This is a genomic window from Granulosicoccus sp. 3-233 (genome assembly GCF_052681095.1).
Window position 1 is genome coordinate 28093 of record NZ_JBQYLE010000006.1, and the last position, 20415, is coordinate 48507.

At 56.3% G+C, this 20415-nt stretch carries 17 protein-coding genes; 7 read left to right on the forward strand and 10 right to left on the reverse strand.

Annotated features, from left to right (window positions below; all coding sequences use genetic code 11):
• The coding region (locus tag ACUNV4_RS16230) for a hypothetical protein (protein WP_430879635.1) at nucleotides 1-407 on the reverse strand (407 nt) is incomplete at its 3' end.
• 196 nt (nucleotides 408-603) lie between these two features.
• On the opposite strand from ACUNV4_RS16230, the gene ACUNV4_RS16235 reads away from it, so the two are divergent.
• From ACUNV4_RS16235 to ACUNV4_RS16250, 4 genes are all read left to right on the forward strand, one after another.
• Nucleotides 604-2526, forward strand: coding sequence for a PrkA family serine protein kinase (locus ACUNV4_RS16235; RefSeq protein ID WP_430879636.1), 1923 nt, complete (start codon nucleotides 604-606; stop codon nucleotides 2524-2526).
• A 15-nt stretch (nucleotides 2527-2541) separates the two neighbouring features.
• On the forward strand, nucleotides 2542-3807 hold the full coding sequence (locus tag ACUNV4_RS16240) for a YeaH/YhbH family protein (protein ID WP_430879637.1): 1266 nt from the start codon (nucleotides 2542-2544) through the stop codon (nucleotides 3805-3807).
• Nucleotides 3804-5303 carry a SpoVR family protein gene (locus ACUNV4_RS16245; protein ID WP_430879638.1) on the forward strand — a complete coding sequence of 500 codons (1500 nt, stop codon included), beginning with the start codon at nucleotides 3804-3806 and terminating at the stop codon, nucleotides 5301-5303. Before ACUNV4_RS16240 ends, ACUNV4_RS16245 begins: the two co-directional genes overlap by 4 nt.
• Before the next feature lie 203 nt (nucleotides 5304-5506).
• On the forward strand, nucleotides 5507-5644 hold the full coding sequence (locus tag ACUNV4_RS16250; RefSeq protein WP_430879639.1) for a hypothetical protein: 138 nt from the start codon (nucleotides 5507-5509) through the stop codon (nucleotides 5642-5644).
• Between the two features lie 105 nt (nucleotides 5645-5749).
• Here the strand turns inward: ACUNV4_RS16250 and ACUNV4_RS16255 are convergent, their stop codons facing one another.
• The 4 genes from ACUNV4_RS16255 to uraH form a co-directional block, all read right to left on the reverse strand.
• Complete coding sequence (locus tag ACUNV4_RS16255) at nucleotides 5750-6505, reverse strand: GntR family transcriptional regulator (RefSeq protein ID WP_430879640.1); 756 nt, start codon at nucleotides 6503-6505, stop codon at nucleotides 5750-5752.
• A 68-nt stretch (nucleotides 6506-6573) separates the two neighbouring features.
• The gene (locus ACUNV4_RS16260; RefSeq protein WP_430879641.1) at nucleotides 6574-7395 is read right to left on the reverse strand and encodes a bifunctional allantoicase/(S)-ureidoglycine aminohydrolase; all 822 of its coding nucleotides are present in this window, start codon (nucleotides 7393-7395) and stop codon (nucleotides 6574-6576) included.
• Nucleotides 7392-8600, reverse strand: a complete 1209-nt coding sequence (locus ACUNV4_RS16265) for a urate hydroxylase PuuD (RefSeq protein ID WP_430879642.1) — start codon at nucleotides 8598-8600, stop codon at nucleotides 7392-7394. Before ACUNV4_RS16265 ends, ACUNV4_RS16260 begins: the two co-directional genes overlap by 4 nt.
• Nucleotides 8601-8610: 10 nt before the next feature.
• Complete coding sequence (gene uraH, locus ACUNV4_RS16270) at nucleotides 8611-8970, reverse strand: hydroxyisourate hydrolase (protein WP_430879643.1); 360 nt, start codon at nucleotides 8968-8970, stop codon at nucleotides 8611-8613.
• Nucleotides 8971-9160: 190 nt separating this feature from the next.
• Here uraH and puuE point away from each other — a divergent pair, with 190 nt between their 5' ends.
• The 3 genes from puuE (at nucleotide 9161) to ACUNV4_RS16285 (ending at nucleotide 11560) form a co-directional block, all read left to right on the forward strand.
• A complete protein-coding gene (puuE, locus tag ACUNV4_RS16275) occupies nucleotides 9161-10603 on the forward strand; it encodes an allantoinase PuuE (protein ID WP_430879644.1) in 1443 nt (480 codons plus the stop codon).
• 74 nt (nucleotides 10604-10677) lie between these two features.
• Nucleotides 10678-11322: a MarC family protein gene (locus tag ACUNV4_RS16280; RefSeq protein ID WP_430879645.1), complete on the forward strand. Its 645-nt coding sequence runs from the start codon at nucleotides 10678-10680 to the stop codon at nucleotides 11320-11322.
• A gap of 31 nt (nucleotides 11323-11353) precedes the next feature.
• The gene (locus tag ACUNV4_RS16285; RefSeq protein WP_430879646.1) at nucleotides 11354-11560 is read left to right on the forward strand and encodes a DUF3565 domain-containing protein; all 207 of its coding nucleotides are present in this window, start codon (nucleotides 11354-11356) and stop codon (nucleotides 11558-11560) included.
• A gap of 89 nt (nucleotides 11561-11649) precedes the next feature.
• Here the strand turns inward: ACUNV4_RS16285 and ACUNV4_RS16290 are convergent, their stop codons facing one another.
• From ACUNV4_RS16290 to ACUNV4_RS16310, 5 genes are all read right to left on the reverse strand, one after another.
• On the reverse strand, nucleotides 11650-12198 hold the full coding sequence (locus ACUNV4_RS16290) for a dihydrofolate reductase family protein (RefSeq protein WP_430879647.1): 549 nt from the start codon (nucleotides 12196-12198) through the stop codon (nucleotides 11650-11652).
• 215 nt (nucleotides 12199-12413) lie between these two features.
• A complete protein-coding gene (locus ACUNV4_RS16295; protein ID WP_430879648.1) occupies nucleotides 12414-13796 on the reverse strand; it encodes an eCIS core domain-containing protein in 1383 nt (460 codons plus the stop codon).
• A gap of 110 nt (nucleotides 13797-13906) precedes the next feature.
• Nucleotides 13907-14359 carry a hypothetical protein gene (locus tag ACUNV4_RS16300; RefSeq protein WP_430879649.1) on the reverse strand — a complete coding sequence of 151 codons (453 nt, stop codon included), beginning with the start codon at nucleotides 14357-14359 and terminating at the stop codon, nucleotides 13907-13909.
• 2 nt (nucleotides 14360-14361) lie between these two features.
• Nucleotides 14362-16758 (reverse strand): hypothetical protein, encoded by a 2397-nt coding sequence (locus ACUNV4_RS16305; RefSeq protein WP_430879650.1) that lies wholly within the window; start codon nucleotides 16756-16758, stop codon nucleotides 14362-14364.
• A gap of 795 nt (nucleotides 16759-17553) precedes the next feature.
• Nucleotides 17554-20388, reverse strand: a complete 2835-nt coding sequence (locus tag ACUNV4_RS16310) for a hypothetical protein (RefSeq protein WP_430879651.1) — start codon at nucleotides 20386-20388, stop codon at nucleotides 17554-17556.
• Nucleotides 20389-20415: the final 27 nt, after the last annotated feature.

Sequence of the window (20415 nt, forward strand, 5' to 3'; positions counted from 1 at the left end):
GTGCCTGCGTGCCTGCGTGCCTGCGTGCCTGCGTGCCTGCGTGCCTGCGTGCCTGCGTGCCTGCGTGCCTGCGTGCCTGCGTGCCTGCGTGCGAACAGCCTCGTCTTACACAAGGCAATGGTCAAATTACCCTGCCCCATGGGAAAGCAGCCGACAGCCTTTGCCGCACCATCGTGTTTCGATACTTGACCAACAATGCCTTGAGTGTTGCCGACCCTGGCAAACGAGGCGGTCTGTCTGACGCTTTTCTTGACGTGGAACAAATCCCCACGCACCGCAGTCCTATGGGTATGCAACGACGTTTCATCGAGAAAAACCTGTGTGACAAAGGAGTAACGGACTGTTTCTTGCTGAAGTAGCTGCACGACGACCTGCGGGAAATTCGCAGAAATCAGTGTTAATGACACCGTGACAGAAACTGAATGAGTCACTATCGTTTAAGTCGAAGCGGCGAAATCGAATTTGAAAATCTGCTATGCACTACGGTGAGCGCTTGAAGGGATTGCAACGTATCAGTCGTATGTTCATGCCATGAATAATTGACCCGCAACTGAACGACATGCTATGTCGGTATGTGCGCAAGGTTGCTCTGGAGGTTCTAACGTGAAACTGTTCGAAACCTACCGCGAGACTTACGCCAAGGCTCGCGACGAAGAAATGTCCCTGATGGACTACCTTGAGTTGTGTCGGGAGGATCCCCTGACATATGCCAGTGCCGCGGAGCGGATGCTTGCGGCCATCGGCGAACCCGAATACGTGGATACCCGCGAAGATCCGCGACTGTCGCGAATCCACTCGAACCGGGTGATTCGTCGATACCCGGCATTCAAGGACTTCTACGGAATGGAAGAGGCGATTTCACAGATCGTCTCCTACTTCACTCATGCCGCGCAGGGCCTGGAAGAGCGCAAGCAAGTGCTCTATCTGCTGGGGCCGGTGGGCGGCGGCAAGTCTTCCATCGCCGAGAAACTGAAGCAGTTGATGGAGTCCTTCCCGATCTATGCCCTGAAGGGTTCTCCCATCAACGAGTCCCCACTGGGCCTGTTCAACCCGGAGCGTGAAGCTGATGCGCTGCAAGAAGAATACAAGATTCCCAAGCGTTATCTGACCGGCATCATGAGCCCCTGGGCCATCAAACGGCTTGAGGAATTCAACGGTGATCTGACGCAATTCAAGGTGGTTCGAATACAGCCTTCCGTACTGCGACAGGTAGCCATTGCCAAGACAGAACCGGGAGACGAGAACAATCAGGATATTTCCTCGCTGGTCGGCAAGGTCGACATCCGCATGCTGGAGTCGTTCTCTCAGGATGACCCGGATGCCTACAGCTATTCCGGCGGGCTTTGCCAGGCCAATCAGGGCCTCCTTGAGTTCGTGGAGATGTTCAAGGCGCCCATCAAGATGTTGCATCCGCTGTTGACTGCCACCCAGGAAGGCAACTACAAGGGAACGGAAGGATTCTCCGCCATGCCCTTCCAGGGCGTCATCCTGGCTCACTCGAATGAATCCGAATGGCGCTCATTTCGTAACAACAGGAATAACGAGGCATTTCTCGACAGAATCTACATCGTCAAGGTGCCCTACTGCCTGCAGGCTTCCGAGGAGGTCATGATCTACGAAAAACTTCTGGCCAACAGCTCGCTTTCCGATGCTCCCTGCGCGCCTGGCACCTTGAACATGATGGCGCAGTTCTCGGTCCTGTCTCGTCTGGTTGAACCGGAGAATTCCAATGTGTTCACCAAGATGCGTGTGTACGATGGCGAGAATTTGAAGGATGTCGAACCCGATGCCAAATCGGTACAGGAGTACCGGGATTTCGCCGGCATAGACGAAGGCATGAGTGGAATCTCGACCCGTTTTGCCTACAAGGTGTTGTCCAGTGTATTCAATTACGATCAGAGCGAAGTAGCGGCAAACCCGGTGCATCTGATGTACGTGCTTGAACAGCGCCTGCTGCGGGAACAATTGCCCGATGAGGTACAGCGACGCTACATCGAGCTGATCAAGGGCTATCTGGCACCACGCTACGCCGACTTCATCGGCAAGGAAATCCAGACAGCCTATCTGGAATCCTATTCCGAGTACGGTCAGAACATCTTTGATCGCTATGTGACCTATGCGGATTACTGGATTCAGGATGAAGACTATCGTGATCCGGAAACCGGCGAGAGTTTCGATCGTGCACAACTCAATGACGAACTGGAGAAGATCGAGAAACCGGCAGGCATTGCCAATCCGAAAGACTTTCGCAACGAGATCGTCAACTTCGTGCTGCGCGCTCGCGCCAACAAGGGTGGCAAGAACCCTTCCTGGACCAGTTACGAGAAGCTTCGCGAAGTCATCGAGAAGAAGATGTTCTCCAACACCGAAGAACTGTTACCGGTCATTTCCTTCAACGCGAAATCATCCTCGGATGAGGCAAGCAAGCACGAGAGCTTTGTCAAGCGCATGATCGAAAAGGGCTATACCGAAAAGCAGGTTCGTCTGTTGTGCGAATGGTATCTGCGGGTCAGAAAATCGCAGTAGCGGGAGACATACATCATGTCCGTCATCATCGACAGACGTCTGAATGATCGCAACAAGAATGCCGCCAATCGAGCGCGCTTCATGCGGCGTTACAAGGCTCAGATCAAACGTTCGGTTGCGGACATGGTGTCCGAGCGATCCATTCAGGACATGCAGAAAGGCGGCAAGGTCAAGTTGCCGGCCCGCGACGTCTCTGAACCGCATCTGCGTCATGGCAACGGCGGCGACCGGGAAATGGTACTGCCCGGGAATCGCACCTTCAATCCGGGAGATCGCCTGAAGCGCCCTCCCGGTGGCGGAGGCGATGGTGACGGCAGTGGGGATGGTGAAGGCGGCAGCGGTGAAGACAACTTCACCTTCGCCCTGTCACGCGAGGAATTCATGAACCTGTTCTTCGATGACCTGGAACTGCCTCATCTGGTCCGGACGCAGGTTGGTGACATCAAGGAACTCAAACCGCAACGCGCCGGCTACACATCACAGGGCTCGCCCACCAATCTGTCGGTGGTGCGAACCATGCGGCAGGCACTGGGCAGGCGCATAGCCCTGCGCAGCGGTGCAAGACGTCGCCTCGATGAAATCGAGGCACTGCAAACCGACGATCCCGACAATGAAGCTCAGCAGGTAGACGAGTCCGAAATCGAGCTGCTGAAGAAGCGCATCGAGCGAGTGCCCTTTCTCGATGACATCGATCTACGGTTTCGCAACAGAATCATGGTTCCCAAGCCCATGAGCCAGGCAGTGATGTTCTGTCTGATGGACGTATCGGCTTCCATGAACGAGCAGCGCAAGGATCTGGCGAAACGCTTCTACACGTTGCTGCACCTGTTTCTGACACGTAAATATGAGCGCGTGGAGATCGTTTTCATTCGTCATACGAATGATGCCGATGAGGTCGATGAACAGACCTTCTTCAATGATCGGAAGACCGGTGGCACCGTGGTCTATTCGGCCCTGGAACTCATGCGCGAGGTGATTGCGGCTCGGTATCCGGCAGATCAGTGGAATGTGTACGCCGCGCAAGCATCCGACGGCGACGCCTTTGGCGCCGACCCGGAACGCAGTCGCGGATTTCTCGAAGATCATCTGTTGCCGCTGGTTCGCTATTACGCCTACATCGAGGTGAGTGAGCAGACAAGTTCACGTATCTCGACGCTGGCTTCCACCTATCAGCGCATCGAGTCGCCGCATTTTGCAATGGCCTCGGTCAGCGAGCACCGAGATATCTACCCGGTATTTCGTACGCTGTTTTCTTCAGACACGGCGGGAAACACTCCATGAACAGCGCTCAACCATTGTCGCAGGGACCCGACTGGAACTTCGATCTGATCGAGAAGTACGACCTGGCCATCAAGGAGGTGGCCGTTGGCGAGTTCGGGCTTGATTGCTACCCGAATCAGATAGAGATCATCGCCTCGGAGCAGATGCTGGATGCCTATGCCTCATCCGGTCTGCCAATTTCCTACCCACACTGGTCCTTTGGCAAGCAGTTCATCATTCAGGAAGAAGCCTATCGCAAAGGAGCTCAGGGGCTTGCCTATGAAATCGTCATCAACTCCGACCCCTGCATTTCCTATCTGATGGAGGAAAACTCCATGCCGCTGCAGGGTCTGGTCATCGCGCATGCCTGCTACGGTCACAACTCGTTTTTCAAGGGAAACTACCTGTTCCGTCAATGGACCAACGCCGACGCCATTGTGGACTACATGGTCTTCGCCAAGAACTTCGTCCGCCGCTGTGAGGAGCGACACGGGATACAGGCCGTCGAGGACATGTTCGACGCCTGCCATGCCTTGCGCGACTATGGTGTGTCACGTTATCAGCGACCGCGCCAGCTCTCGGTTGCCGAGGAGCTGAACCGGCAACGCGAGCGAGAGGAATACGAGTGGAAGCGTCATGACGAAATCTGGAGTACGATTCCCGTCGCAGCCAATGACGAACCGTCGGAAAAACCGGCAGGCACCGTGGAAGAGCCACAAGAGAATCTGTTGTATTTTCTGGAGAAATACTCGCCAAAGCTCGCTGGCTGGCAGCGTGAGATCATCCGCATCGTGCGCAAGATGGGACAGTACTTCTACCCTCAGGGCCAGACCAAGGTCATGAACGAAGGTTGGGCAACCTTCTGGCACTACACGATTCTGAACCGCATGTACGACAAGGGTCTGGTCGATGATGGATTCATGATCGAGGTACTTGCCTCTCACTCGAACGTCATCGCGCAACGCGGGTTCGATGAACGGGGCTACGGAGGATTCAACCCCTACGCGCTCGGATTTGCCATGTTCATGGACATCAAGCGCATGTGTGAGCATCCGACCGAGGAGGACCGGTACTGGTTCCCGGAAATCGTGGATACGCCCTGGCAGGAAACGCTGGATTTTGCCATGCGGAATTACAAGGATGAGTCATTCATAGCCCAATATCTGTCCCCGAAACTCATCCGAGAGTTCCATATCTTCGCCATCGCTGATCAGGAGGAAAAGGAGTACCTGGAAATAGACAGCATCCACAACGAGGAAGGCTACCGACGTGTGCGCCGACTTCTCTCGGAGCAGTACAACCGCGATGGCCAATATCCCGATCTGCAGATAACCGGCTTCGATCTCAATGGTGATCGATCACTGACCGTGCAACATCGCCTGCATCGCAATCGACCCTTGTCGAAGGAATCGGATATCGTACTCAGGCATCTGCAGAAGCTGTGGGGGTTCGACATGCATCTGGAGACGGTCAAGGAGGACGGAACACTCACGGACAAGAAGACCTTCGCAGCCTGATGGATGGGGCAGAACCCTGCCCTTTTTTTTGTGTGCCTTAGCACAACATCCACACTTTCGAGGGGTCGCAGTTTCCCGCTTACGGTAGAGTATGCGGGTATGAAATTGCATGCTGCCCTCATCATCTGTACCGCCCTGCTGAAATCCGGCTGCGAAAGCTGAGCACCGATTCAACGGATGATCCGTCAATCTCCAGACTGGAAATGGATAGAGCGGGTCGTTTGATCGGTGGAACTGACGAGTACACCTGTGAGGCCAGTCCGGAGACGGTGTTCAATCAGGGCATCATGCGACAGAGCATCGAGCCGTTTGAAGCCACGAATGCCACCTTCGTACGTTGAAACGTGCCAGCGCAACCTGGAACAGTTCATACAGCTGGAAACCATGACGCCTGACGGCCGCGGCTCAGATTGGCTGTTGTTGACCCGAGAACCCGGTCGGAGAATTCAGCTCACGCCCTTTACATGCGCAAACGCTGCATACAGATCCCCGGGGGATCGTTCGTTGTCCAGATCCAGCTTGTCCTCGAGGTGCTGCAGATGCTCGGCCATCACAGCGACGGCAGCATCCGCATCACCGCTTGCCATGACATCGATGATGTCGAAATGCTCCTGATGTGAACACAGATCGTGCTGGGGAGTCTGGTACATCGCAATGATCAGGGAGGTCTGTGGCACCAGTTCCATCAGATAGCTTTTCAAGGTGGTGTTCTCGGACAATGCCGAGAGCCGTATGTGGAAGTCTCCGGAGAGTCGCAGGCCTGCCCCGTGCTGTTGGCGCCGTACATGATCACGCTCATTCTCCACACACTGGCGCAGTTCTGCCAAAGCGTCGGGAGAGGCTCGCAGCGTGGCTTCCCGCACCACTTCGGCTTCTATGAGTTTGCGCACCCCCAGGATTTCACGGGCCTTGCGTACATCCGGGCGAATGATGGTAGCGCCGCGGTTCGGCTGCATATCCACTATGCGATCGTGAGACAGGCGTAGCAGAGCGCGTCTGACAACCGTTCGACTGACCGAGAAGATATCGGCCAGCTCGTCTTCCTTGAGCTTCACACCGGGGCTCAGCCGATGATCCAGGATGGCATCAAGGATCTCGTTGTACAGCCTTTCGTCCTGCGTCTGACTGGCCTGTTTTTCCGAAGGCTGCAACATATCACCCAGCACGCTGCCCGACTTCGCTTCATTGGTGCTTTTAGCCACTGTTTACATTGCCGCCTACATTCCGAGAACAACAATTGTACACAAAGCTGTACTACAACGCCGACACCTCATGACAATGCCGCATGTCGATTCACATCCTTGTACAGCAGATAACGAAACTTGCCGGGTCCGCCGGCATAGCAGGCCTGTGGGCAAAAGGCGCGCAGCCACATGAAATCACCGGCTTCCACTTCCACCCAATCCTGATTGAGACGGTAGACGCCCTTGCCTTCCAGTACGTAAAGACCATGCTCCATCACATGGGTTTCCAGAAACGGAATCACCGCACCCGGCTCCAGTGTCACGATGGTCACATGCATGTCGTGTCGCAGATCCGTCGGATCGACAAAACGCGTGGTCGCCCAGCGTCCATCGGTCTCCGGCATCGGTGTCTGAGCAACCTGCTGCTCATTGGTCACAATGGCCGGAGGCACATCCAGTCCATCGACGAATTCATAGGCCTTGCGAATCCAGTGGAATCTACACGCCTCATCGCCCTTGTTCGCTACACGCCATTTGCAGCGAGGCGGCAGGAATGCATAGCCACCCGGTGTCAGTTCGTGCTCCTCACCTTCAATGGTCAGTGACAAGGCCCCCTCCATGACAAACAGTACGCCTTCCACGGTCGATTCCGGCTCCGGCCTGTCACTGCCACCACCGGGTGACACCTCCATGATGTACTGCGAAAACGTGGTGGCAAAGCCGGCAATGGGCCTGGCAATGATCCAGACCCGGGTATCGGTCCAGAACGGCAGGTAGCTGGTCACGATATCACGCAGCACGCCCTTGGGAATGACCGTATAAGCTTCGCTGACAACAGCCCGGTCTGTCAGCAGATCGGTCTGCGGCGGCAATCCGCCATGCGGTGCGTGATAGATCGGTGCGTTCATTCCGACTTGGCTCCTGTTTGATACCATTGGGCAATCAGATCACGTTCTTCGTCTGTCATTTGCGTCAGATTACCGATCGGCATGGCCTTGGTAACGACTACCTGCTGATGAATCGTTTCGGCATGCTGCACGATGTCATCGGCTGTCTCCAGAACGATCCCCTTGGGCGGTGCGCTGAAGCCCGGCTGTGCCGGCGCATTGGCGTGACAGACGGTGCAACGTTCATGCATCGCCACTTGCACCCTGGCAAACAACTCGGAGGCATTGACAGAGCTGTCCACGGCAACCGGGGCAGCTGGTTTGGGCACAATGGCAGCAGCCACGCCCATGATCAGTACGGCAGCCACAACCAGAGGAATCGGCGTTTCCTTATCGTGGTGGCGCTGCACGAAATACACGCGAATCAGCGCTCCTGCAACCGACAGTGCAATCAGGATCAGCCAGTTGTATTCATGACCCCAGGTCATGGAGTAGTGGTTGCTGATCATCACGAAGAGCACAGGCAGCGTGAAGAACGTATTGTGCACGGAGCGCTGCTTGGCACGGATGCCATGACTCGGGTCCGGCGCTCGCCCTTCTGCCTTTGCCGCAACCAGATCCCGTTGCCCGGGCATGATCACGAAGAAGACATTGGCGACCATGATGGTACCCAACATGGCGCCATAGTGCAGATAGGCCCCCCGGCCACCAAAAACCTGACAGAGCACAAAGGCGGCGATGCTGGTGAATGCCAGCATGGCGAGACTCAGCTTGTTCTCTTCCTCCCCGATCTTCGATTTGCACAGTTGATCGTAGACGATCCAGCCGACGATGAGAGTCAGCATGCCCAGCAATACCGCAACCGGCTTGCTCAATGCCAGCACACTGGGATCGATCAGGTAGATCTCCGCCTGATACCAGTACATCAGGCACAGCAGGAACATGCCTGTAATCCAGGTGGTATAGGCCTCCCATTTGAACCAGTGCAGCGTCTGCGGCAGTTCCGGCGGTGCGACCTTGTATTTCTGTGCGTGATAGAAACCGCCGCCGTGCACTGACCAGACTTCACCGCCGACACCCAGCTCTGCATCGGCAGCTTCCTTGGGGGCGCGCAGGGAATTGTCCAGCCAGACGAAATAGAACGATGCGCCGATCCAGGCGATGCCGGTGACCAGATGCACCCAGCGCCCCAGCAGGTTCAGCCATTCGAGAATATAACCTTCCATCATCCTGTCCTCAGCTGCCGCGATAGGTTGAATAGCTGAACGGCGTGATCAACAGCGGAACATGATAGTGCTGATCGGCATCGGGAACACCGAAACGGATGATCACGTCATCGAGAAAGCGGATATCGTTTTTCACAGCCTGTCCCTCCAGCGCCGCGAAGTACGGACCCACGGCAAACAGCAGCTCGTAGACCCCCGTTTGCAGCTCTTCACCGCTGGACAGTGGCTCATCACAGCGCCCGTCATCATTGGTGACCAGTTGACGCAACAGCTTGCGCTGCTCGTTCTCGATGCGGTATAGCGATACGCTGATACCGTGTCCGGGTCTACCACGTGTGGTATCCAGAACGTGAGTCGTCAGTTTTCCCATGGCGAGAAGCTCCCGGTTGATGTCGGCATCGTCAGTTGATCAGCCAATACGTCAGGCTTCGCAGGACAGTAAAGGGTTGTCCAGATTGTGTCAACATGTTTGTACTTGTTTTTGTATCCATTTTTGTGTACAAATGAACTCATGCTAGGAACGCACCCGTTCCACCTTCTGAATGGACCAGTGATACGCCATGAACAGTTCCCAACCGGATTTCACATTCACAGAGCCGCCAGCCAGTCTCAGTGAACAGGCCTTCGTCGAACGCTTCGGCGGCGTCTACGAACATTCGCCCTGGGTAGCACAACGCACCTGGCAGGGCGGACTGGATAGCAGCCACTCACAAGTCACGATGCTGGGAGCTGCCATGGCCGCCACGCTGTCGCGGGCCAGCAAGGAGGAACAACTGGTACTGATACGTGCTCACCCCGACCTTGCCGGCAAGGCGGCGCTGAAGGGTGAACTCACCAGTGACTCCAGTGATGAACAGGCCAGCGCCGGACTCGACCAGTGCAGCAAGGAGGAACTGGCGCGGTTCGAGCAGCTGAATTCAGCCTACAAGGCGCGTTTCGACATGCCCTTCATCATGGCCGTGCGCGGCAGTGACCGGCACCAGATTCTCGCCGGCTTCGAAGAGCGGCTGAAGAACGCGCCTGTCGCCGAATTCGAACGGGCGCTGCAGGAAATCAACCGCATCGCCCTGCTGCGTCTGGAGACCATTGCCAACGCACCCTACCCGCGAGACATGATCGGCTATGGCAATCGCCCGCCACAGGCTGCCTGGCCGAACAAGGCACGTATTGCGGTGCAGTTCGTGATCAACTACGAGGAAGGCGGCGAGAATTGCATCCTGCATGGCGACAAGGCTTCCGAAGCCTTTCTGTCGGAAATCGTCGGCGCTCAGGCACACAGCGGTGTGCGGCACATGAACATGGAATCCATCTACGAATACGGCTCCCGTGTCGGCTTCTGGCGCCTGCACTGCCTTTTTACCGAGCGCAACTTGCCGGTCACGGTGTTTGGCGTTGCCATGGCATTGGAACGCAACCCCGATGCCGTCAAGGCCATGCTGGATGCCGACTGGGAAATAGCCAGCCATGGCTATCGCTGGATCGACTACCAATTCACGGACGAGGCTGTCGAGCGTGAGCATCTGCACAAGGCCATCGAGACACATACACGCGTTACCGGGCAACGCCCTGCAGGCTGGTACCTGGGTCGATGCAGTCCCAATACGCATCGTCTGGTGGCCGAAGAAGGCGGCTTCACCTACAACGCCGACAGCTATGCTGATGACCTGCCTTACTGGGATGCCATGTACGGCGACAAACCGCAACTGATCGTCCCCTACACGCTGGACGCCAATGACATGCGCTTCGCATCGCCGCAGGGTTTCAACGCTGGCGAACAGTTCTACAACTATCTCAAGGACAGTTTCGACACACTGTATGCCGAAGGCGATCAGACGCCACGCATGATGTCCGTGGGACTGCATTGCCGCCTGGTTGGTCGACCCGGTCGTATCGCGGCTCTGGCGCGCTTTCTGGACTACGTCCAATCCTTTGACGAGGTCTGGGTGGCGCGGAGGATCGACATTGCCGAACACTGGCAGCAGAAACACCCTGCCCCGGTGTGACACCGGGGGCCTTGACGCGGATGAGATAGCCACCGATCATCCACCCCTTGCCTGCCACTTTCGAGCCTTCTGCCATGCCTTCAATGGACAGCGTGATCAATGCGTTCATCACGCTATTCGTTACCATCGACCCCCTGGGCAATATGCCGCTGTTTCTCGGGTTGACCGCCGGCATGAGCGCATCGGTGCGACGCAGCATTGCCTTGCGCGGCTCGGGGATTGCACTTGCCATACTGGTGCTGTTTGCTGTCACCGGCATGGCGGTGCTCGATGGCATCGGCATCACTATTGACGCCTTCCGCATTGCTGGAGGACTGTTGCTGTTCGTGACGGCTTTCGAGATGATCTACGGATTTAGGCAGGAACGGCGGGAGGAAGCCTCGAATACAGCCGCGGCGGATCATATTGCGAGCCTCGCGGTTTTTCCGCTGGCCATCCCGCTGCTGGCAGGGCCCGGTACGATATCGGCCACCATCCTGCTCTCCTCGGAACTCTCGGGGGATCCTGCCGTGAGCCTCTGGGCTGGCCGTCTGACACTGATCGGCATCATCACGATCATGATGGCATTGACTGCAGCGGTACTGGTCGGTGCACACTGGCTGGACAAGTACATCGGGGCTACAGGCAAACTCGTGGTCACGCGATTGCTGGGCGTCCTGCTCGCCGCCTTGTCGGTGCAGTACATAGCCGATGGCATCCTGGCATTCGCCACTCACTAGTGGATGCAGATTCGTCAAGCATCCGGCCTCGATGAGACGGAGGATTACCGGCTTTCACAAGGACGAACTGGACGATTGGGTCGCCGAGCTGGAATGCCGACATACGCAGCATGTTCGTCACAACCCACCCTGGACAAGCAGGCCCTGGGTGGAGTCTGACGAGGGTCGTGCGTCCAGGCTGGGTGAAGTTCTGGAGTGTCTGAAATGTGATCGTGAAGAGCCACCGGATCTGCATTGAAGAAGATTCAACGCCCATCCATCGACAGGACCTTTCACGGAAGTTCTTCTGTTAGCCGCCCGGCTTTTCGACGTGCTATCCGATGGTTGTCAGGATAACGGCACGATCCTGTACCTGGACGTGACCAGACCCGACGGGAATGAACTGGATTCCAACAGTTGCAGATCGATATCAGCATCCAGCTCACCGAACATTCGCTTGCCTGATCCGATCAGAATGGGGACGAGCGTCACCGTCATGTCGCTGATCAGACCTTCTCGCAGGAAACTCTGAATGATTTTCCCACCGTCGACATACACGCGCTGCCAGCCTTTCTCCGCCAGCGATGCCATGACCTCAGGCGGTGTCAGTTCGCAGATGCTGACCTTGTCACGCAGCTTGTCAGGGATGTCTCTGGGGTTCAATGACTTGCTCAACACGACTGCCGGCTTCTCATAGGGCCAGATATCGAACTTCAGTGCAGTGCGAAACGAACCACTACCCATTACCACACAGTCCACCGAGGACATGAACGCCTCATGGCCATGTGCCTCGCCCTCGGTGTTCTGCTTCATCAGCCAATCCAGTGAAAAATCTTCACGCGCTACAAACCCATCAAGGCTCATTGCCATGAATACATGACCAGTGTTCGTTGGCATCATGTTCAGCTTCTCCGCTATCGCCTGGAGGATCGATGGATGCACGGCACAGGGTCCTGTCAAACAGGATCAATCTGCCGTTGCCTCTGTCTTGTCAGCATGTGGCACACAGCATACACCTCCCTGAGTCCATCCATCTTTCTTCGCTATTCTTGACCAGGATGATAAAGGATTGACGGACACCCTACCTCCAGCGGTATCCGCGATCCACGCTGCTATTGGACATGCACCAATATGTTCCCTGTATTACGGACAAAAACCACTTTTGCTATAGCACTGTCTGACGCTTTTACATGGCTCACGATATCCGTCAACCTGAAATCATCCACCTTGTCGCCATGCTCCAGTCTCAATGGGTTATCCGTCCCCCCTTCAATGGTAATATGCTTGTTACTACCGGCATTGTAATGCTCTTGCCCAGAGACCTTTCGGGCCTTGACAACCTGCTGCAGAATGCCACGAACAGCCGCATCATTCCTCCTGCGCAGATCAGCCTTGCGTTGAGCGCGAGCCCCGGCTTCCACTCGCCTGAGCTCTTCATTTTCGAGTTGCTGCTTTTTTTGACTGCTTTCCTCGTTGACTCTCGTTCTTACGCTCTGTAATTCTTCTATATATTCCTGCCCTCCGGCGTGCGAATAGGCTGTCGTTTTCGACCAGCGTATCCATTCCTTTTTCAATGCCTTTGCACCCGCTTCATCTCCCGCTTCGAGTTCGCTCGCTTGCCGGCCCAGCACGATCAATTTGCCGCTCACTCTTTGAAAATAAAACTCCTGATCCTTGTTCAGGGATGCTTCAACGCTTAGTTTCTGCAACGACTGCCGGATCCTTTCAAAATATCCGACAAGTTCCTCTTTCGAGATTCGTTGCACGACACCACAGGAAAAAGACGGCAGTCTGTTACGATTTCCAGCAGATTTACAAGAATCTGCGTAAGAAAAACCATCAGCCACGTGCTGGACTATTCCTTCTGCGTGCATCAACCGTTTTTCTTGCCTGACATCATCCAGCGCTCTCACTCCCATCTCCGACGCTTCGTGCTCCAGGCCGACGTCATCGCTTATCGACAAGCCGTTCACCCTGCGGGTGGGCCTGACCCGACCTTCCGCCTGTTGGACAACATGGCCGAGTTCGTGAGGCAAATGTCGCTCCTGCCCCTTGGCAATATGAATATCGCTACCGACGGCATAGGCGTGGGCCTGCAATGCCGCCGGTTTGGTCGAGCCATAGTGCACCCTGACATGATCAAGACTCATCCCGGAAAGATTTTCCATGCCATTTTTCAGCTTGTCGGGTAAACCCGTATTGTTTCCGGACGACTGGCTATTCGGGTGATGCTGATCGAATTGATCGTTTGCCATCCTCTGCAAGCGATTGCTTTTCCTGTTTTGCGGACTGTTATCGGCGGCCTGTTGCAGAGCTGTCAATCGGGCGCGCGACGAATCGGTGGCTGCTTTCGCCTGGCGCTTTCGCTGTATGCCCAACGAGTCGATATCGCTTTCACGGGACAACATGAATTCGCTACTGCTTCGCCGCTGAAATAAACGACCAGCTACAGCGCAGCTGTCATTGTCCAGAACCTTGTCAGCATGAGTACTCATGATAGGCGGCCTTCAGTGCTACTACATTAACAAACGCACAACTGTATTCAATGGCCTGACAATTCCGGAATGCAATCAGCCATTCACCAAGCACCCGGTGGATATGAATTTCACATTACTGCATCAATGATTTCCGGACCAAACCTGTCGACAAGAAAATGTGCCAGCGCCACCGACTCCACCAGGCGAGCATCGTCTTCCGGCGTTGGATGATCGGGTAAGAGTTGTACGCAACGGTAATGGAGCCGTTGCTGATTGGAATCGAATCCGAAATGACCCAGCGCCACAGAGGCGTTCACATCGTTCAGGACACGCACAAGCGTGTCAATGGCTTCTGCTGGCACGTCGACATCCAGATCGACGAGGCTCTGCATGAGTGTTCCGCTTGTGACTACACCTTCGAGACCGGGCAACGCAAACAGATACAACAGGCGAGTTTCGCTCTCATCGTCCCCGGGAAGCACCACGGCGAGGCGATCGACAGGACTCGACGGTGTCGCCGCTGCCAGACGAGTCTCGTAGTCTTCGGTCTCCAGAACGCTTTGAGCATGAAGCAGATCCATTGTCATCGCCTCCTCAATGCATCAACGATGACATCGAGCTTGTCAGATCGACTTTTCACGTCAAGGTGCTTTTTCTTCAACCCCATCGTTCTGAATATCTGGTCACTGTCCATCGCCAGTATACGCTGAGCCATCTCCAGGTAGCGTCTGGCCTTTTTCTCGGTACTTTTGCTCCAGTTCATCGTGATGGCACGGTTCAATCGCGCCTTCACTCCACGCCCACCGGTTTTCGATTTCTGTCTGGCTTCCCAGTCAGCGTAGCTTTCATGCTTACCTTGTTCCTGCCTTTTCTTCGCTGATCGATTACGCAGCGATTGTTTTGCCGCCCTGTGACCTGCAAACCCCAGCTTGGTGGCGCTACTGCCTACGCTGAGCGCCATACCGGGTCCTGCGCCAACACCCGAGGCCTGGACAATACTGCCGGCGGCGGCTACCAGGTCGGTGCCGATGTCTATCGCAGCCCGTTTGATCCGTTTGGTGATGTTTTCCAGGATGAATTGCATTGCCTCTACGTCTCCACCCGCATGTCTCCCCGAGTCGATCTCAAGCGTCAACACCTGTATTCGCTTGCGTAATTTGTGAATGAGATAGCTTTGCCGTACAACGTTGGCCGCAGCCACGGCTGCACCAAGACCCGGAACGACATTGGTGGAAACTGCGTCGAATGCCGCACCACCGAAGCCACTGGCAATCTGGCCTCCTCCCTGAATCTGACCGACAATCAATCCGATTGCCTTGGCACTGCCGCCAGCACCGCTCAGCAACTTCAGTCCACGCAGTGCGATTCTCCCTGTTGCCTCTGATGAACCACCCTTCAACAATTCGCCGGACTGCACCTCGTCAACCAGCTTGACCACGGTGAGACCGATACCCAGCACGCTGGCCATCGCGCCTCCGACGTCACCGACAAGCTTGGCATCGGTGGCTATCGAATCACCGCCAGTTGCGGCGAAATCAAAGACAGACTCGAAATCCGGACTCGAGGCGATTGAGGAGTCTGCCGACAAGGCGTGATAGGTTCCCCCAGTGAGCTTCCCCGCCGCTGAAGCAAAGCGAGCCGTTGCCTGAACCAATTCCAGCCGTGCTCCAACTCGCTGTGCGGGTGAGGACTCGTCGTCTCTGAGCGTTTTCAGCGCTTTCGCGATGACAATGCCAATGGCAGCCCCGTCAGCCAGGGCCTGCCCGGCATCCGAGATGCCGGACAACAGAATGTCACCCTGACTACCGAACCAGCCATTGACAACCTGCTCGAAGACCTCACCGGCAAGCTGGCCTCCGGCATTGTTGTGCCCCTCAGTACCAACATTTCCGCTGAGGTCAGTCAGGGCTGCAATCAAGTCGAGCAGCTCTTCTCCCGCACTTTCGCCTTCAATCTCCGGCAAGGCATCGTCTGCCGCTGGTGCCTGTAGCAGTGCCGGTCCACCTTGAGGCATCGGCTGGCCGCCTCCAACGACGAGATCATCCATCGCATCGTCCATGCCTTCGACGTCTATCGCGATGCGCTCGCCGGCCTCTTCATCCATCGCGTCGTCCATGCCTTCGACGTCTATCGCGATGCGCTCGCCGGCCTCTTCATCCATCGCATCGTCCATGCCTTCGACGTCTATCGCGATGCGCGCGCCAGCCTCTTCATCCATCGCGTCATCCATGCCTTCGACGTCTATCGCGATGCGCTCGCCGGCCTCTTCATCCATCGCATCGTCCACGCCTTCGACGTCTACCGCGATGCGCTCGCCGGCCTCTTCATCCATCGCGTCATCCATGCCTTCGACGTCTATCGCGATGCGCTCGCCAGCCACGTCTTGCCTCGCATCATCCTGCGCCTCCATCTCTGCCCAATCAATATGATCGAACAGAATCGACTCTTCCTCCGTGAGTTCGGGCAACTCGCCCAGACGATATCTGCCCGCTTCGCCGCCAAATCTGTGGACCGACCCTTTGAAGGCCAATTGCCCCTCCAACTCATCCGTGCCCGAATCGGCTACTTGTCCGTTCACAGTCTTGTTGGCCTGTCCACCCAGCGCACGTGCAAGATCGGCATCCTGATCGTCAGCGGCATTCATGATGATCGCAATGTCATCATCACCGAGACCAACTACCGCCATTTCGCGCAGGCCGGCGACCTCAGCCGACTCAGGTATTCTTCCAGTCACCACACGAAAAAACGCCGCAAATCCGCAGTTGCCATCGCCGAGAATTTGAATGATGGAACCATCGGGTGCAATGGCGTCATAATGGTTCCCTTGCCGGCGAATGGCAAACAGCGGACCGCCGATGCCCACAACGTACGGGTAGAGCTGATTACCTTCCGCGTCACATGCCACGATCCTGATGCGTACGCCAAATGAATTGGCAAGCTGAGTAATCTCGGCTTCGCTGGCCCATCCTCGCGTCCGCATGAAACTTCGGTACCACTCGGCAAGCGCCGCTGCTTCAACTGAACCCTCACCGACAGGTTCTGCGATTGATTCGTCTGATTCGATGCCAATGTGGGAGACTGCCAGCCCCTGTGCTACAGATTCAGGTTCAGCACTCTGTATCAATGAATGGCCAGCACCAGGGAAACTCACGGCAACTTCGCCAGGCTCCTCCATGGAGGCATCAGGTCTTTCTGATGGCCTCTCGACAAGGGTGACGGATCCACTCCCGCGGTTCGCAAGCTGCTCCTCACCAGACAGCTGGCCTGAGCCTGAGCCTGCGCCGCCACCGCTGTCCCGAGAACGCATCTCCATCATTGTCATGCTGCCAGGGTCGCGTGGCAGATTGAGGGGGCGAGCGGATCGAGCCTTGCGTCTTCGCCGTCGTCTGACACTCACCGGACGTGACGCAAGCGGCCTATCGTCACCAACCTGCAAATCAAGCAGTGGGCTGTCCTCCTGTCTTCCTGTTCCACCCAGTCGATAACCCTTACCTGGGAAGGGGTCAGCAGGAGGAGCTGCGCCTCCCTTCCTGTTCAGCTGTGCGATTCGGGTGCTGTTGTCGGCCAGTGATTGCAGATTTCGCAGCTGCACGGCCTCATCGCGATCATCAGAGAATTCGACCAGCGCCGCATCGCCGTCCGACGACTTTGCTGACGCCTCGGCTGATGTCGTGTTGTTGTCTTGCCGATCACCCTTGGCATTCGCATGTATCACGATGACATCTCTGTGGATTCCAGTTCACCGGCGACTGCGTATTGTGAGCATGCCATGTCATCACGGATAGGTTCTCTCGAGTTCCTTGCTGCGTTGTGACAGCAACCAGACCGCCAGCACCAGTGCCACCAGAAACACCATCAACAAGGATTGCCTTTGAGCCCAATACGGGTCGCACCAGAATGTCGCAACCAGTAACACGACCATGGCGGTGACCGCCATCCGGAACCACATCTGACCATAGACCTCGCGCAGCCCGAACCAGTGAAGAGAGGCAAGCATGTACAGCGCAGCGCTCATCCCTACAACGAACAGCAACATTCGCGCATACCATCGCAGCGGACACACGACGCCGCATACACGCGCCTCCACCGAGGCCAGAATACCTGCACCCCCATCGCCGATGAAAGTTGACCGTGTCACCTGGTGCAGGGTCTCCTGTGACGGCAGCAACCAGGACGCGAGACCGGCAAAATTCCAGCGCTCATAGGCAATGGTATCCGACAGAGCTTCAACATCCTCCTCTGCCGGCCCCGCGACGATCAGCGGTACCAGCTTGCCAAGCACCGCAAGGCGCACATCGATGTCTTCGAATGACTCCATGCCACTGCGCACCCGCTCAAGTCGATCATCCAGCGCCAGCACATCATCATTTTCGGGTTGCGGCTCGAACTCGCTCATGTCCACCACAAACAGATCAACGTATTCGAGCAGGTATTGCAGATTCTCCAACTGAAAATAGGCGCATCCGTCCGGTCTTGTGGACGAGGCCGACGCAACGATCAGGCAACTGGCAGGAACCATCAGGTTGATGGAAAAAGGGTCATCGTCTTCGCCATCCTCATCGGATGGCCCGTTCAATGCCAGGTGGAGAGACTCGTAGAAGGTTTCTCCAAGATGGTTGTCGAACAACCATTGGGCAGTGTCATCCCCCGCTGCAGAGAAATCGAAATCCAGCGTCACACCGTCACCGAGTGTACGCCTTGGACTGATGCCGAACGTGATGACGGGCTTGACGCGATTGCTCAGTCGCTGCAGCTCAGGGGTAATGAGACCGGCAATCGACTCGACCAGTCTTGTGGCCACTCGTGCATTGACGTTGCTTGTTTCCTTGCCTTGGCCAGGTACCCAGCTGCTCCAGTCATCGTTGTGGATGACGACATCTACCTGTGTGCGATATTGATGAGCTTCGTAGACGAAGTCGGCAAAGTCTCGACGTGCAAGTGGATTCGCGCTCTCGCCAAAAGCACGTTCACGCCAATGCAGTTCATCGACGATGTCACCTTCGGCGTTGAAACCCAGCCCATAGTAGCCAATCCGATTCAGAGCGCTGAAATCCATTTCCACGGTGGCACCGTCTTCATCGGCATTCGCTTGTGGAGCTTGCCAATACGGAAACAGACCATACAGCTCATCCGGATAACCACCATCGCTGAATCCGGCTGGCGAGCAGCCGCATGACGTCCCCTCCCAGTTTATGGGTGCAAGTTCGAGGTCGTCGAATGCCGGATGAGTCTTGCTCTTTCTGGCAAGAACCAGAATCCTGTCTTCGAGGTCAGTTCCCATGGCGCTACCTGGCAAAGACAGTTGCAATGCCTTGCGAAACAGATGTCTGTTCGGAAATCGCACATCTGTCAACGTCGCAATGGCTTCAGCCACTTCGTCTGGCATTGCCTGCAATCTGGCGTGCAACTCCGGTTCCTCCAGCACCTCAGGCGCGAGCATGTAGACCGGACGCGGCACAACCAGAGCGGAGATTCGTTGTTTCCACACTGTCGTTACGGCACCCACCACACGTGGCGAGCCTGCGGTAAGAGACGCACCAAGGCGTGCAAGTATGGACTCCGGCACGCCGTCAGCGCGAAGTTGGCGGCGCAACACGCCGAAGGACTCCGGAGCTGTTACGACATCGGACTGATCAGCGTTCTCGCTGACGATGGGTACTCGGTCTGCAATCTGCTTACGATACAGCTTGTCGAGTTCCCCCACCAGGGTATTTGCCCGCTCGATGAACGCCTGGCGTGAGTCGGATTCTCCTTCATTCAGTAGTGCCAGTCGCTCAAGCAGATCAGGTGGCACGCCATCGACAAGCTGGCTGCGAAAATCCTGCTGCAAGCCGAAGGTCTCGATGGTATCGACCTTTGCAAGCAGGCCATCCATGATCCGCGAGGCGTCGTCCTCTGCCCCCTCCAGCGCTTCGCCAAGCGCAACCCTCAGATCACGGCGCGTCTTGAAGCGAACTCCAGCGACTTCGCTCACGGCCTCCAGTGCACCACTGTTTGCCAGAACCAGATCGTCCTCTGTCAATACGAAGAGTCCTGCGCCACCCTCTGCATCTCTGCTTCCTGACGTGTCCGGGGACTGAACCCGCTCGGCGAACGCGTCAAGCAGAAACAAACGCACGGGCCCCTCGGGGAGGTTTTCGTCGAGGTGCAGAGAACCACCGTACACGCCGGATTCCAGTGAATCTGTCCAGGTCAGGAAATCCTCTTCAATCACCTGTTCACGCCATTCGGGCATGCGTTCCTGCAAGAGTCCGAGCTCACCGGCCGCAGCGATCAGTTCTTCAGCAGTGTCCTCCCCGGCATCGATTCCAAGGTCGCGGCAGAATGTGCCAAGCAGTTCCATGGTCCTTCCGCCGATGAGGCCATCACTCAGCCGCCGGTCGACTGGCGTGTCCGGACTCTTTCGGTAGGCGTTGTACACAGAGTGCTGCAGACCCTTCATCTGCACCGATCGATTCGGTACAAGCTCGAGAATCTGTTTCTCCGTCAGTGTGCCGCAGGAGTCAACAGCCTGCAGCGGTGCCGACAACAGCAGGGAAAAGCCAATGAATGCAATACGATGGAAGCTGGCTGATCGGCATTTCTCATACGCTGCGCGGATCATTCTCATCGACCTTGCCTCTTGGAATTCCGTCCG

Bases quoted from the DNA above. Each gene is read 5' to 3' on its own strand.
- ACUNV4_RS16240 (WP_430879637.1), top strand. From the start codon at position 2,542: ATGTCCGTCATCATCGACAGACGTCTGAATGATCGCAACAAGAATGCC.
- ACUNV4_RS16250 (WP_430879639.1), top strand. From the start codon at position 5,507: ATGGATAGAGCGGGTCGTTTGATCGGTGGAACTGACGAGTACACCTGT.
- ACUNV4_RS16285 (WP_430879646.1), top strand. From the start codon at position 11,354: ATGAGACGGAGGATTACCGGCTTTCACAAGGACGAACTGGACGATTGG.
- ACUNV4_RS16305 (WP_430879650.1), bottom strand. From the start codon at position 16,758: ATGCGGACGCGAGGATGGGCCAGCGAAGCCGAGATTACTCAGCTTGCC.
- ACUNV4_RS16290 (WP_430879647.1), bottom strand. From the start codon at position 12,198: ATGCCAACGAACACTGGTCATGTATTCATGGCAATGAGCCTTGATGGG.
- ACUNV4_RS16260 (WP_430879641.1), bottom strand. From the start codon at position 7,395: ATGAACGCACCGATCTATCACGCACCGCATGGCGGATTGCCGCCGCAG.
- ACUNV4_RS16280 (WP_430879645.1), top strand. From the start codon at position 10,678: ATGCCTTCAATGGACAGCGTGATCAATGCGTTCATCACGCTATTCGTT.
- ACUNV4_RS16300 (WP_430879649.1), bottom strand. From the start codon at position 14,359: ATGGATCTGCTTCATGCTCAAAGCGTTCTGGAGACCGAAGACTACGAG.
- uraH (WP_430879643.1), bottom strand. From the start codon at position 8,970: ATGGGAAAACTGACGACTCACGTTCTGGATACCACACGTGGTAGACCC.
- puuE (WP_430879644.1), top strand. From the start codon at position 9,161: ATGAACAGTTCCCAACCGGATTTCACATTCACAGAGCCGCCAGCCAGT.
- ACUNV4_RS16265 (WP_430879642.1), bottom strand. From the start codon at position 8,600: ATGGAAGGTTATATTCTCGAATGGCTGAACCTGCTGGGGCGCTGGGTG.
- ACUNV4_RS16310 (WP_430879651.1), bottom strand. From the start codon at position 20,388: ATGAGAATGATCCGCGCAGCGTATGAGAAATGCCGATCAGCCAGCTTC.
- ACUNV4_RS16295 (WP_430879648.1), bottom strand. From the start codon at position 13,796: ATGAGTACTCATGCTGACAAGGTTCTGGACAATGACAGCTGCGCTGTA.
- ACUNV4_RS16245 (WP_430879638.1), top strand. From the start codon at position 3,804: ATGAACAGCGCTCAACCATTGTCGCAGGGACCCGACTGGAACTTCGAT.